The 13,296-nt window shown below is 71.7% G+C and carries 8 protein-coding genes and 2 tRNA genes; 4 read left to right on the forward strand and 6 right to left on the reverse strand.

From position 1 onward, the window contains the following. Position 1: 1 nt before the first annotated feature. The 5 genes from ASE15_RS06030 to ASE15_RS06050 all read right to left on the reverse strand — a co-directional run bounded on the left by ASE15_RS06030 (position 2) and on the right by ASE15_RS06050 (position 7,125). The gene (locus ASE15_RS06030; RefSeq protein WP_369800567.1) at positions 2–622 is read right to left on the reverse strand and encodes an ATP-dependent Clp protease proteolytic subunit; all 621 of its coding nucleotides are present in this window, start codon (positions 620–622) and stop codon (positions 2–4) included. 369 nt (positions 623–991) lie between these two features. Beyond that, complete coding sequence (tig, locus tag ASE15_RS06035) at positions 992–2,380, reverse strand: trigger factor (protein ID WP_056648987.1); 1,389 nt, start codon at positions 2,378–2,380, stop codon at positions 992–994. Between the two features lie 423 nt (positions 2,381–2,803). Beyond that, a complete protein-coding gene (locus tag ASE15_RS06040) occupies positions 2,804–4,897 on the reverse strand; it encodes an acyltransferase family protein (RefSeq protein WP_056762157.1) in 2,094 nt (697 codons plus the stop codon). 112 nt (positions 4,898–5,009) lie between these two features. Continuing rightward, positions 5,010–6,608 carry a glycosyltransferase family 2 protein gene (locus tag ASE15_RS06045; protein ID WP_082618243.1) on the reverse strand — a complete coding sequence of 533 codons (1,599 nt, stop codon included), beginning with the start codon at positions 6,606–6,608 and terminating at the stop codon, positions 5,010–5,012. 443 nt (positions 6,609–7,051) lie between these two features. Beyond that, positions 7,052–7,125 (reverse strand) — tRNA-Pro (locus tag ASE15_RS06050). A 245-nt stretch (positions 7,126–7,370) separates the two neighbouring features. On the opposite strand from ASE15_RS06050, the gene ASE15_RS06055 reads away from it, so the two are divergent. Beyond that, positions 7,371–7,441 (forward strand) — tRNA-Gly (locus ASE15_RS06055). A gap of 56 nt (positions 7,442–7,497) precedes the next feature. Here ASE15_RS06055 and ASE15_RS06060 read toward each other — a convergent pair. Continuing rightward, entirely contained in the window at positions 7,498–9,852 is a 2,355-nt protein-coding gene (locus ASE15_RS06060) for an arylsulfatase (protein WP_056762159.1), read from the reverse strand. A gap of 567 nt (positions 9,853–10,419) precedes the next feature. On the opposite strand from ASE15_RS06060, the gene cysK reads away from it, so the two are divergent. The 3 genes from cysK (at position 10,420) to ASE15_RS06075 (ending at position 13,283) form a co-directional block, all read left to right on the forward strand. Further along, positions 10,420–11,355 (forward strand): cysteine synthase A, encoded by a 936-nt coding sequence (cysK, locus tag ASE15_RS06065; protein WP_056648589.1) that lies wholly within the window; start codon positions 10,420–10,422, stop codon positions 11,353–11,355. Next, entirely contained in the window at positions 11,355–11,960 is a 606-nt protein-coding gene (epsC, locus tag ASE15_RS06070; protein ID WP_056648587.1) for a serine O-acetyltransferase EpsC, read from the forward strand. The genes cysK and epsC overlap by 1 nt, the downstream gene beginning before the upstream one ends. 282 nt (positions 11,961–12,242) lie before the next feature. Continuing rightward, entirely contained in the window at positions 12,243–13,283 is a 1,041-nt protein-coding gene (locus ASE15_RS06075) for an LLM class F420-dependent oxidoreductase (RefSeq protein WP_056762161.1), read from the forward strand. Positions 13,284–13,296: the final 13 nt, after the last annotated feature.

Genomic DNA, 13,296 nt, shown 5'->3' on the forward strand with positions numbered 1-13,296 from the left:
CTCAGCTGCTCGTCGTGCCGCCGCCACCCGTGACCGACGAAGCGTTCGTCACGACGTGGTCGATGAAGCCGTACTCGAGGGCCTCGGGAGCCGTGAACCAGCTGTCGCGGTCGTTGTCCTTGAGGATCTTCTCGAGGGGCTGGCCCGTCTGCTCGGCCGTCAGCTCCGAGAGGACCTTCTTCATGTGCATGATGAGCTGCGCGTTGATCCGCACGTCGGTCGCCGTGCCGCCGATGCCGCCCGAGGGCTGGTGCATCATGACGCGGGCGTGGGGCGTCGCGTAGCGCTTGCCCTTGGTGCCCGAGGAGAGCAGGAACTGCCCCATCGAGGCCGCCATGCCCATCGCGATGGTCGCGACGTCGGGCTGGATGTACTGCATGGTGTCGTAGATCGCCATGCCGGCCGTGATCGACCCGCCGGGCGAGTTGATGTAGAGCCAGATGTCCTTCTCAGGGTCCTCGGCCGCGAGCAGCATCATCTGGGCGCAGATGGCGTTCGCGTTCTCGTCGCGCACCTCCGAGCCCAGCCAGATGATGCGCTCCTTGAGCAGCCGGTTGTAGATGGAGTCGTTCAGGCCGAGTCCCGGCCCCTCGGCTCGTGCCACCGGAAACTGATCGCTCACGTCCATCTCCTTCGTCGTTCCCTCGTCGCTCGCGACGCTCGAACGTCGCGGCTGGTCGGCTCGTCCGTCGTCGACGGAGTCACCGTTGCTGTGACCCTAACGCGGGCAGGGAGCGGAAACCGTCCCGATATCCGGGGTTTTCGCTGTCGGCGCAGGAAGGGCTCCCCCGCTGCCCGACGGCGCCGCTCACCAGGCGTTCCCGGGCCCGTTCGGGGACCCTCGCCCAGGCGACCCCGCGGGTCTCGCCGGACGCGGGAGCGGGCCCTCCTCCCTGTGCCGTCGCCGACCCGACCATGCGCGACGGCCCCCACCTCCGCGCGGAGGTGGGGGCCGTCGTCGGGCAGCTCGTCGAGCCGGTCCTCAGGGAGATCAGGCCTTGTCGGCTGCTGCCTCGTCCTCGGAGACGACCTCGATGCCCTCTTCGTCCGTGATGCCGGTGACGTCCTCGCCCGCGGCGGCGGCAGCGGCGTCAGCAGCCGCGTCCTCCTCGTCCGAGCCGATGAACTCGCTCAGGTCCACGACGTTGCCCTCGGAGTCCTTGACCTCGACCTGGCGCAGTGCCACGGCGAGCGACTTGGAGCGCGCGACCTCGCCGACCATGGCGGGGATCTGGCCGCCCTGGTCGAGCGACTGGATGAACTCGTTCGGGTCCATGCCGTACTGGCGCGAGGCGTTGACGAGGTAGTCCAGGAGCTCGTTCTGGGCGACCTTGATCTTCAGCTGCTCGGCGAGCGTGTCGAGGAGGATCTGGTTCTTGAGCGCGTTGGTCGCGTCGACCACGACCTCGGCACGGTGCGCGTCATCCTCGAGACGACCCTCGGACTCGAGGTGGCGGTGCACCTCGGCCTCGACCGCGCCCTGGGGCACAGGGATCTCGGTGTTCTCGACGAGGTGCTTGACGAGAGCGTCACGCGCCTCGACGGCCTGGTTCGAGGTCTTGATGCTCGCGACCTGCTCGCGCAGGTCCGCCTTGAGCTCCTCGATCGTGTCGAACTCGGACGCGAGCTCGGCGAACTCGTCGTCGGCCTCGGGGAGGTCACGCTGCTTGACCGAGGTGGCCGTGACGGTGACCTCGGACTCCTTGCCCTCGTGGTCGCCACCCGCGAGCGGCGCCTTGAAGGTCGTGGTCTCGCCGGCCGAGAGGCCCGTGAGCGCCTCGTCGAGGCCCTCGAGCATGTTGCCCGAGCCGATCTGGTAGCTGATGCCGGAGACCGAGTCGATCTCCTCGTCGCCGATGACGGCCTTGAGGTCGATGACGACGAAGTCGCCCTCGGCCGCGGGGCGGTCGACGCCGACCAGCGTGCCGAAACGCTCGCGCAGCGCGTCGAGGCGCTCCGCGATGTCGTCGGCGGAGACCTCGGCGGCCTCGACCGTGAGCTTCACGGAGTCGAGCGCGGGGATCTCGATCTCCGGGCGGACCTCGACCGTGGCCGTGAAGTGCAGCGAGCCCTCGGCGTCGAGCGGCACCTCGGTGACCTCGACGTCGGGCTGGCCGAGCGGGCGGATGCCCGACTCGTTGACGGCCTGGCGGTAGAAGCCGGAGAGGCCGTCGTTGATGGCGTGCTCGAGCACGGCAGCACGACCGACGCGCTGGTCGATGATGCGCGCGGGGATCTTGCCCTTGCGGAAACCGGGGACGTTCACCTGCTCCGCGATGTGCTTGTAGGCGTGGTCGATGCTCGGCTTGAGCTCGTCGTACTCCACCTCGACGGTCAACTTGACCTTGGTGGGGTCCAGGGTCTCGACGGCGCTCTTCACTTCGATGATCTCCAACTGATCGGGGAGCCGACGTGCGGCAACGGGGTGCGTGCATGTCCCGCCGGTTGCAGCGGGACCTGTTCGAACGTTCATCGATCGGGGCAGGCGCTGGCGCCTGGTCGATCGCGTCGCCTCGAGCGGTGCGGGCAGGAGCCTCGAAGGGCTCCGACCGGAAGGGCGCACGGACAACCCGTCCATGGTACGCCACAGCTCGTGGGCGTCGGTTCGCCGGAAGCGGGGGCGGTGGTGGTGGCGGTGGCGCGGGTGCGGGCACCGGTGCCGGCGCCCGCATCGAGCCCTCCCGGCACACCAGGCCCAGCCCGGGAGGACCGACGGGGCGACGGAGCCGGGCTGGGGAGGCCCCCGGCCCTGCTCCTGCGCTCCCGGCCGCGCCCTCGCGCGGTCCCCCGGCTCCCCGGCCGGTCAGCCCCCGAGCGCCGACGTCGCGAGCAGCGCGCGCTCGAGCTCGGGACGCAGCACGCCGGCGGCCGTGGCCGTCAGGTGGCTGCCGTCGCGGTAGAGGAGCAGCCCGCCGAGCACGGCCGGGCATCGCTCGGTCGAGCAGAGGACCCCGGAGACGTCGACGGCCTCGACCCCGGGCAGGTCGCCCAGCGCGACGTCGACCAGCAGCGGGTCGGGCGGCAGTCCTTCGGCCCGGGCGAACGCGCACTCGTCCCAGTCGTCGATCGCCCCGGAGACGCAGCTCGGGACGTCGAAGACGGGCGTCGGGGTGTCTCGCAGGTACACGACGGGCACGTCGTGCTCGGCGAACCGGTCGAACGTCGAACGCCAGGCGTCGAGCCGCAGGTCGGCCGCCTGCTCGTCAAGGAAGTACGCGGCGCTCGACCCCAGGATCACCACGTCGGCGTGCGCGGCGATCCGGGCGACCTGCGCGTCGCGCCAGCTCTCGCAGTGCTGCGACTCCTCGAGCAGAGCCTGCGGCAGCGCAGAGGGCGTGCAGCCTCCCTTGGTCACGATCGTCAGGTGCCAGCCCTGGTCCAGGGCGATGTCACGCAGCGCCCCGCTCCACTGGAACGCCTTCGAGTCGCCGAACAGCACGACCTCGGGCCCGCCGGGCGGTCCGACGACGCACTCGTCCGGCCAGTCGGTCGCGCTCAGGCTCAGCGAGCCCAGGCACGGCGTCTCGGCGGGCGGGGCGTCGAGCGCCGCGCGCGTGAGCCCTGGCGACACCGGTCCCCCGGTGCGTGCGAGCGAGGCAGGATCGAAGATCTCGTCGAGCGCGACGTCCGCCGCCGCGACGTCCTCGTCCGCGAGCGCCCCGTAGACCGCCGACCCGGCGCCCAGGCTCGCGGTCAGTGCCAGCACGACCCCGGTGAACCCCACCGAATAGCTCGCCGAGGGCCGGAGCACCACGGCCGGGGAGTGCCGGAGCGGGGCCTCGACGCACCGGAGCACGAGCCACGCGAGGCCGCCCGCGCCGAGGGTCAGGACCACGCGCTGGGGCCATCCGAGCGGCCCCCACGCGGCGTCGGCGAGGACGAGCACCGGCCAGTGCACGAGGTACCAGGCGAACGAGAGCCGCCCGACGAACCGCACGGGCGCCAGCGTCAGCACGTGCCCCACGGTCCCGGGAACCACCCGGACGTCCGCCGGCGCGGCGAGGATCGCGACCGTCCCGAGGGTCGGCAGGAGCGCTGCCAGCCCGGGGAACGCCGTGGCCTCGTCGCAGACGACGGTCGACCACCCGATCGCCGCGCACCCGGCCCAACCGACCAGCGTCCACGACGCGCGCCGGAGCCCCCGGAGCCCCCGGCGACCACGCGCCGGGGCGAGGCTCGCGTGCGAGAGCGGTGCGGCGCCGTCGGGCCTGCCGAGCAGCGCCGCCGCCAGGAGGCCTCCCACCCCGAACTGCCAGGCCCGCGTGAGCGGCGACATGTAGGCGACCGCAGGGTCGCTCGCGGTCAGGACCAGCGAGACGACGAACGAGGCGACCGTGGCCACCACGAGCACCCACACCGCTGCGGGCAGGGGGCGACGACGCGTGCGCGCCGCGAGGACCCCCGTCAGCGCGAGCAGCAGCGGGAGCACGACGTAGAACTGCTCCTCGACCGCGAGGGACCAGTAGTGCAGCACGGGGCTGGGAGCCGACGCGGCCGCCATGTAGTCGGTCTCCTGCGCGATGAACCGCAGGTTGGCGACCTGCAGCGCGCTCGCGAGGACGTCGATCATGGTGTCGCGCGCTCGCAGCGGAGGGAGCACCCACCAGGCCGCGACGGCCGTGCCGACGAGCACCACGCACGCCGCGGGCAGGATGCGGCGCGCGCGCCCGGCGAAGAACGCGTGCAGGCCGATCCGTCCCGTGGACGTCAGCTCGCGCAGCAGGAGCCCCGTGATGAGGAAGCCCGAGACGACGAAGAAGAGGTCGACGCCCACGTAGCCCCCGGGCACGCCCGGGACGCTCGCGTGGAACAGCAGGACGAGCACGACGGCGAGCCCCCGCAGCCCCTCGAGGTCGCCGCGGAACCCGGGCCGGTCACGCCCGGTCCGCGCGCTCACAAGGCCCCGATCATGGGGTCGAAGACGCCCGACGCGAGGAGCCCCACGAACGTGATCGCCGTCGTGAGCGCCGTGACGGCGGGCCAGCGGAGACCGCCTCCGGAGCGCGCGCTCACGCCCGGGCCCCTGCGGGCTCGGCCACGACGGAAACGAGCGAACCGCCGGCAGGAGCGCTCGGCCCCGCAGCAGACCGGCCCGGGCCCCGCGGCGCCAGGACACGCAGGCCGGCCACGACGAGAGGGACCGTGACGTACGCGTAGAACCCCGCGAGCACGACCATGGCCCAGTACCGGTCCAGGCCGTGGGCCGCGGCCCCGAGCACCACGCCGACACCCCAGGCGAGGGTCCCGAGGCCGAGCGTGACGACCATGACCCGCGCGATCGTGCGGGCGAGCACGCTCGACGAGCCCTTGCCGCCCGTCGGGACCCAGCCTGCGCTGCGTCCGACGAGCGCGTGCCCGAGCACCACGAGGTGGCTGAAGCTCTGGGCGAGCTGGACCCGCAGCACCTCTGGCCGCCACCTGGTGCGGTGGACCGCCGGGTAGAGCACGAGCAGGACCCACAGGCTCGGGAGGAAGACCAGGAAGCTCGTCGGGCTGACCTGCTCCGGGAACCAGAAGCACATGACGATCGCAGGGACGTACAGGTTGAGCGCGAACAGGGCCGTCTCGGAGTAGTAGACGAAGCCGGACCAGACGGCGAGCCGCTGCCGACGGTCCAGCCCCGCCGTGGCCTCGCGTCCGTCCGCGACCAGGGCCACCGAGCCGTTGGCCCACCGGTACTGCTGGGTGAGGAACGGCGCGAGCTCGTCGGGGCACAGGCCGCGGGCGAGGCGCACGGGGACGAACCGGGTCACGAACCCGGTGCGCAGCAGGGCGATGCCCGTGTACATGTCCTCGCTGTGGTCGATCTCCGGGAATCCCCCGACCGTGTCGAGGGCCGAGCGCCGGTAGAGCGCGTTGGTCCCGCAGCACACGGTCGCGCCGTAGCGGTCGCGCGAGGGCTGGACCCAGCGGTAGAAGATCTCCTGCGTGGCGCCCGCGGTGCGCTGCAGCCACCCCATGCGCTCGTCGGTGTCGAAGTCCTGCGGGCTCTGGACGATGCCCACGGTCGGGTCGTCGAGGTACGGGACCAGATGGTGAAGGAAGTCGGTGCGGGGGCAGAAGTCGGCGTCGAAGATCACGATCACCTCTCCCATCGTGACCTGGTAGGCCGACCGGAGGTTCCCGGCCTTCTTGAGGTGGCCGCGGTCGGGGCGCACCCGATAGCGGAAGCCGTGCCGGGCCGCGAGCGCCTCGACCTCGGGGTCGGCCCCGTCGTCGAGGACCCACACCTCGACCTCACCGCGCCAGTCGAGCCGGGCGACGTGCCCGAAGGTGTTGTCCAGGACCCGGAGGTCCTCCCCGCACACGGGCAGGTAGACGTCGATGCTCGGGTGGGTCGACGGCGTCCACCCGGCGACCTTCTGCTCGTGCGAGGCACGCGTGACCCGGCCGCGCGCCGTCCCGGTCAGCAGCCACAGCGTGATGCTCACGAGGGTCAGCCCGACGGTCAGGTAGAGACCCCACAGCCACGGCGAGCGCGCCGCGAACAGGCACACCGCGACGAGGATCGGGAGCGTGGCGACGATCCCCACGGGCTGCACCCAGCGCTGGAGCCGTTCGAGGTCCTGGTAGACGTCGTCGTCGTCCGGCGGGGACGGGAGGAGCATCCCGCTCGTCGTGGGCGGGGCGCCCGGCGTGACGGCGGCCGGGTCGCTCGACCGGGCACGTCCCGACGACGGGGCGTCCGCCGGGTCGAGCGGGCGCCCCGACCGGTCGTGGGTCGCCGGTGGGCGACCGGTGTGGTGCGGGGCAGGTCTTTGTCCGTGCAGCACTGTCACAGGAGTTCTCCGCTTCGATACCAGGTGCGCCCGAGGGCGCGGATGGCTCGCCGCGGCGACGTTGACTCGGCGGCAACCGGTCACGACGACCGATATGGAAGGAACGCTAACGATCTATTGCCGCCCACAGCGGACAAAGTGCTCAAAGCGGCCTGGGCATCTCATCCCATAAGACAGATTCGCCTGATCTGTCAGGTTCCTGCCAGCGCGACCCTGCCCGAGGGACGACGAAGGCCCCTGCTCCGTGGGCGGAACAGGGGCCTTCGTGCTCGTCGGGGTGACAGGATTTGAACCTGCGACCTTCCGCTCCCAAAGCGGACGCGCTACCAACCTGCGCCACACCCCGATGAAGACGTCACCCGGAGGCGACGGGCGGCGGCGAGGCACAGCTCCCCTCGGGAAGACGCACCGCTCCACCACCAGCAACGGCCAAGTGTACGGGTCCTCGCGCACGTGCGATGCCACGTTCCGCCTCACCTGACCCGCGCCCGCACGGGGCAGGTCCCGCACGGGCGCCCCGGGTGCGACGACCCTGCCGGACCTTTGCTAAGGTAGCGCCGCAGACCTCGCCACCACGGCGGTCTCTTCTGCGCGGATGTAGCTCAATGGTAGAGCCTCAGTCTTCCAAACTGATCACGCGGGTTCGATTCCCGTCATCCGCTCCGCACCACGACGGCGGCCCTGGACCCCAGGGCCGCCGTCGTCGTCCCACGACCGTCTACTGGTGCCGCATGGCTGCGGCCAGCTGGTCCTCCGGATCGATCAGGTGACCGTGATCGTCGTCACCCAGGTCGATCTGCGCCCAGTGGATCGTCCCCGAGAACTCCCCGCGCGACGTGCGGTACCCCTCGTACACGGGCATCCCGGTGTCGAGCCCCACGTCGAGCCCCTCGTCGAACGAGAAGTACATGGGATGGGTCCGCTCGACGCGCCCGTCCCCCACCGCCTGCCCGTCGACGTACAGGGTGACCACGCCACCCTTGCCGATGCCCCCGCCGTCGTACGCGAACTCCGCCCGGACCTGGTGCACGCCGCCACCGACGGGCGACGTCGAGACCACCGTGGCCCGCAGGAGCCCGCAGTAGTTGTAGTGGAAGGCGAGCCTGCCGTCCTCGACGAAGAACGCCCACCCTCCCGTGCGCCCGCCCTGGGCGAGCAGCACGCCCTCGGCCGCGCCGTCGTCGGGCAGGAGGACCTCGGCCGTGGCCGAGAACGAGCGGTTCTTGACGTTGATCGCCACGTTCTCGTTGAGCCGCACCATGCCCGGGTACAGGCGCAGGGTGTCCCCCTGGACGAGCGTCGGACGACCCGCGAACTCCGGGTTCATGCGCTCGGCCGCCCGGTCGTCGAGCGGGAGCACGTTGTAGCGCGTGGCCTCGATGAGGAAGAGCTGCTGGAGCTCGGCGAGCTTGACCGGGTTCTCCTTCGCGAGGTCGCGCGACTGGGTCCAGTCCGTCGTCGTGTCGTAGAGCTCCCACACGTCCTGCGAGAAGTCCGGCGGCTGCCCGACGAGGATCCACGGCGTGCGGTGGCGCGTCTGCGCCGTCCAGCCCTTGTGGTAGATCCCCCGGTTGCCCATGATCTCGAAGTACTGCGTGAGGTGACGCTCCTCGGCGTCCGGGGCGTCGAACGAGTAGGCCATCGACACGCCGTGCATGGGGACCTGCGTGACCCCGTTGACCGTGTGCGGCTGCGCGAGGCCCGCGAGCTCGAGGATCGTGGGCGCGACGTCGATCACGTGGTGCCACTGGTGGCGCACCTCGCCCCGCGCGGCGATCTTCGCGGGCCAGTGCACGATCGTCCCGTTCCTGGTCCCCCCGTAGTGCGAGGCCACCTGCTTGGTCCACTGGTACGGCGTGCACATGGCGTGCGCCCAGCCCACCGCGTAGTGGTTGTACGCCTCGGGCCCGCCGATCTTGTCGACGTGCTCGGCCCAGAACTCCGCGGTCTCGTACTCCGCTCCCCCGTTCGCCGCGGCCGAGAGCATGTATGCGCCCTCGAGGCCGCCCTCGGCCGAGGCCCCGTTGTCGCCGATGATGTAGAGGACCAGCGTGTCGTCGAGGATGCCGAGCCCCTCGATCGCGTCCACCACCCGGCCCGTGTGGTGGTCCGCGTACTCGAGGAAGGCCGCGTAGACCTCCATCTGGTGCGCCAGGAACCCCTTGCGCTCCGCGGGCATGTCGTCCCACGCCGGGATCTCGGCCGGGCGCGGCGTGAGGACCGCGTCCGCGGGGACGACGCCGAGGGCCTGCTGGCGCGCGAAGGTCTCCTCGCGCACGGCGTCCCAACCCTGGTCGAACTTCCCCCGGTACTTCGCGATCCAGTCCTGCGGGACGTGGTGCGGGGCGTGCGTCGCGCCGGGCGCGAAGTACACGAAGAACGGCTTGTCGGGCGTCAGCGCCTTCTGCTGGTTGATGTACTCGATCGCCTTGTCGGCCAGGTCCGGCATGAGGTGGTAGTCCGGGTCGTCCGGAGGCTCGATCAACGAGACCCCGTCGACGAGGGCCGGCGTGTACTGGTTGGTCTCGCCGCCGATGAACCCGTAGAACTTCTCGAAGCCGGAGAACGCGGGCCAGTGGTCGAACGGCCCCGTGGGGCCGCTCTCCCACACCGGGACCTCGTGGCACTTGCCGAACTGCGCCGTGTTGTACCCGCTCTGGCGCAGGATCTCCGGCAGCGGGACGCACGAGTTGGGGCGCGTCGAGCGGTAGCCCGGCGACGGGGTCGCGGTCTCGGTGATCTGCCCCATGCCGACCTGGTGGTGGTTGCGCCCCGAGAGCATCGCGGCACGCGTCGGCGAGCAGATCGCCGTGGTGTGGAAGCGCGAGTACTTGAGGCCGGCACCCGCGAGCCGCTCGGCCGTCGGTGTGCTCGCCGGGCCGCCGAACGCGCTCGACGCGCCGAACCCGACGTCGTCCAGCAGGACCAGCAGGACGTTGGGTGCCTTCTTGGGCGGCCTCTTGACCTCGAGCGGCGGGAGCGGCTCGTCGAGCTTCCTCGCATCCATGACGATCGGTCCCCGGTAGACCTGGTCGGGAACGGGGAGGACGGAGCCCGGGAGTTCTTCAGCCATGCTGGTCCCTTCATCGACACGTGACGACGCCCGCGCGACGGCACACGGACGTTCCCGACGATAGGTGCGAGCCCGGCACCTCGCGACGGGAAGGAAAGCCCGCCCGACGGCGTTGGCACCTGCGTGCGACGACCCACGTGTCCTCCCCCCGCGAGCCGTGCCACCCGACTTCACCCGCGAGGGGTCCGGTCGGGGATGAGACACCGTTGCAGCCCGGTGCAGGGGCCGATAGCCTCGGGCCAGGCACCATGACTCCGCAGGGCACCTCGCCGACCACGGCGCGGGCCGCGACTGCGGGCAAGGACGAGACAGGACGAGGAGAGCGATCATGACCACGCGTCACGCCGGCTCCTCCCCCGCGGTGAGCACCCCCGCGCGCGCCCTGTCCTGTTGTCCGTGCCCCACCTGTCGCTAGAGCGTCCCCTCCCCCGGGAGACGCTCCACCCGACGACAGGCCCCGTGGCGCGTCCCCTGCCCCGTCGCAGCCCCGTGCCACCCCAGGCAGCTCCCGCTGATCCCCCTCGGTCCCGGCTCTCGCCGCAGGCCACCAACGATGAAGAGGAAGTCATGGCACGCATCTACGACGACGTCACGAAGCTCGTCGGCAACACGCCCCTCGTCCGCCTGAACAAGCTCACCGAGGGCCTCGGCGCCACGGTCGTGGGCAAGCTCGAGTTCTACAACCCCGCGAACTCGGTCAAGGACCGCATCGGCGTCGCGATCATCGACGCGGCCGAGGCCTCGGGCGAGCTCAAGCCGGGTGGCACCGTCGTCGAGGCGACCTCGGGCAACACGGGCATCGCCCTGGCCATGGTCGGCGCGGCACGCGGCTACGACATCGTCCTGACGATGCCCGAGACCATGTCCAAGGAGCGTCGCGCGCTGCTGCGCGCGTTCGGCGCCGAGCTCATCCTGACGCCGGGCTCCGAGGGCATGAAGGGCGCGGTCAACAAGGCCGACGAGATCGTGGCCGAGCGCGAGGGCGCCATCCTGGCCCGCCAGTTCGCCAACGAGGCCAACCCCGCGATCCACCGTGCCACGACGGCCGAGGAGATCTGGGCCGACACGGACGGCGAGGTCGACATCGTGGTCGCCGGCATCGGCACCGGTGGCACCATCACCGGGGTCGGTCAGGTCCTCAAGGAGCGCAAGCCGAGCGTCCAGATCGTCGCGGTCGAGCCCGAGGAGTCCGCGATCCTCAACGGCGGCGCCCCCGGCCCGCACAAGATCCAGGGCATCGGCGCGAACTTCGTGCCCGAGATCCTCGACACGAGCGTCTACGACGAGGTCATCGACATCAACGCCGAGACCGCGGTCGAGTACGCGCGTCGCGCCGCCAAGGAGGAGGGCCTGCTCGTGGGCATCTCGTCCGGCGCCGCGATCGCGGCCGCCCTGCGACTCGCGGAGCGTCCGGAGAACGCCGGCAAGCTCATCGTCGTGATCATCCCGTCGTTCGGCGAGCGCTACCTGACCTCCGTGCTGTACGCCGACCTGCTGGACTGATGAGACCTCCCAGTCCCCTGCGACGCTTCCTGAGAGTCCTCAGGGAGGACCTCGAGGCCGCTCGGCACCGCGATCCCGCGGCGCGGAACGGCTTCGAGGTCGCGCTCATCTACCCGGGCCTGCACGCGGTGTGGGCGTACCGCCTCACGCACCGCATGTGGCGCGAGCCCGCTCTGCGCCTGCCCGCCCGGATCATCGCCCAGGTCGCTCGGGCGGCGACCGGCGTGGAGATCCACCCGGGAGCCAAGATCGGGCGCCGCCTGTTCATCGACCACGGCATGGGCGTGGTCATCGGTGAGACGGCGGTCGTGGGGGACGACGTGCTGCTCTTCCACGGGTCGACCCTCGGCGGGCGCTCGATGAAGCGCGGCAAGCGGCACCCGACCCTGGGCGACCGCGTGGTCGTGGGGGCCGGCGCCAAGATCCTCGGTCCGGTCTGGGTCGGCGACGACGTCCAGGTCGGCGCCAACGCCGTGGTCGTCAAGGACGTGCCCGCGGGGTCGGTGGCCGTGGGGGTCCCGGCCCGCAACCGCGTCCCGGAGCCGGTCGTCTCGCCCGCCGAGCCGGCCGAGGACCCGTCGCTGCTCATCGAGTACGTGATCTGACGACCGACGGCCATCAGGCCGAGCACAGGAGGGGCGGCGCCACGCGCGCCGCCCCTCCTGTGCTGTCCGGGGCGACGGGCCACGCTGCCGCCTCGCCTCCGGGCGCTCCCGGCCAGACCACGACCCTCCGCAGGCCGACCGCCGTGGCGGGTACCCGGCGTCGGGCACGGTAGATTGAGCCGCGGTTCCTAGGACTCCCGGTTCTGGGAACCTCGCTCGACGCACGTCGAGCCCGCGGACCCGTCCGCACCTCAGCGCCGAGGAACACACGAGGAGAACGCCATGCGCATCGGCATCCACACCGGCTACTGGTCCGCCGGACCCCCGCCCGGCATCCAGGAGGCGATCGTCGCCGCGGACCGCCTGGGCGTCGACTCGATCTGGACCGCCGAGGCCTACGGCTCGGACGCCTTCACGCCGCTCGCGTGGTGGGGCTCGCACACCTCGCGCATCCGGCTCGGGACCGCGGTCGCGCAGATGTCCGCCCGCACCCCCACCGCGACCGCGATGGCCGCACTGACGCTCGACCACCTCTCGGGCGGGCGTGCGATCCTCGGGCTCGGCGTCTCGGGCCCGCAGGTCGTCGAGGGCTGGTACGGCCAGCCCTACCCGCGTCCCCTGGCCCGCACGCGCGAGTACGTCGAGATCGTGCGCGACGTGATCTCACGCCAGGGCCCCGTCACCTACGACGGCCAGTTCTACCAGCTGCCCCTGACCGGCGAGGGCACCACGGGGCTCGGCAAGGCGCTGCGCTCGACCGTGCACCCGCTGCGCCCCGAGATCCCCATCCACCTCGCGGCCGAGGGCCCCAAGAACATCTCGCTCGCGGCCGAGATCGCGGACGGCTGGCTGCCCCTGTTCTACAGCCCGCGCATGGACCCCCTGTTCCGCGGCCTGCTCGACGAGGGCTTCGCCCGACGCTCGGACGAACGCTCCCCCGCCGCCGACTTCGAGGTCTCGGCCACCGTCCCGGTCGTCGTGGCCGACGACGTCGAGCAGGCCGCCGACAAGGTGCGCCCCTTCATCGCGCTCTACGTGGGCGGCATGGGCGCCAAGGGCGCGAACTTCCACCGCGACGCGCTCGACCGCCTCGGCTACTCGGACGCGTGCGACGAGATCCAGGCGCACTACCTCGCGGGCCGCAAGGCCGAGGCCGTCGCGGCCGTCCCGACCGCCCTGGTCGAGGACGTCGCGCTCGTGGGGCCCGAGGCCAAGATCGCCCACGACCTCGAGGCGTGGCGCCGCACCGCGGTCACGACCCTCCTGGTCCAGGGGGACCCGACGGCGGTGCGCACCGTCGCGGGGCTTCTCGCCCGGGCCTAGGTCCCGCCGATCG

This window comes from Oerskovia sp. Root22 (assembly GCF_001429135.1).
GTDB lineage: Bacteria > Actinomycetota > Actinomycetes > Actinomycetales > Cellulomonadaceae > Oerskovia > Oerskovia enterophila.

Bases quoted from the DNA above. Each gene is read 5' to 3' on its own strand.
- epsC (WP_056648587.1), top strand. From the start codon at position 11,355: ATGAGACCTCCCAGTCCCCTGCGACGCTTCCTGAGAGTCCTCAGGGAG.
- ASE15_RS06060 (WP_056762159.1), bottom strand. From the start codon at position 9,852: ATGGCTGAAGAACTCCCGGGCTCCGTCCTCCCCGTTCCCGACCAGGTC.
- ASE15_RS06045 (WP_082618243.1), bottom strand. From the start codon at position 6,608: ATGCTCCTCCCGTCCCCGCCGGACGACGACGACGTCTACCAGGACCTC.
- ASE15_RS06075 (WP_056762161.1), top strand. From the start codon at position 12,243: ATGCGCATCGGCATCCACACCGGCTACTGGTCCGCCGGACCCCCGCCC.
- cysK (WP_056648589.1), top strand. From the start codon at position 10,420: ATGGCACGCATCTACGACGACGTCACGAAGCTCGTCGGCAACACGCCC.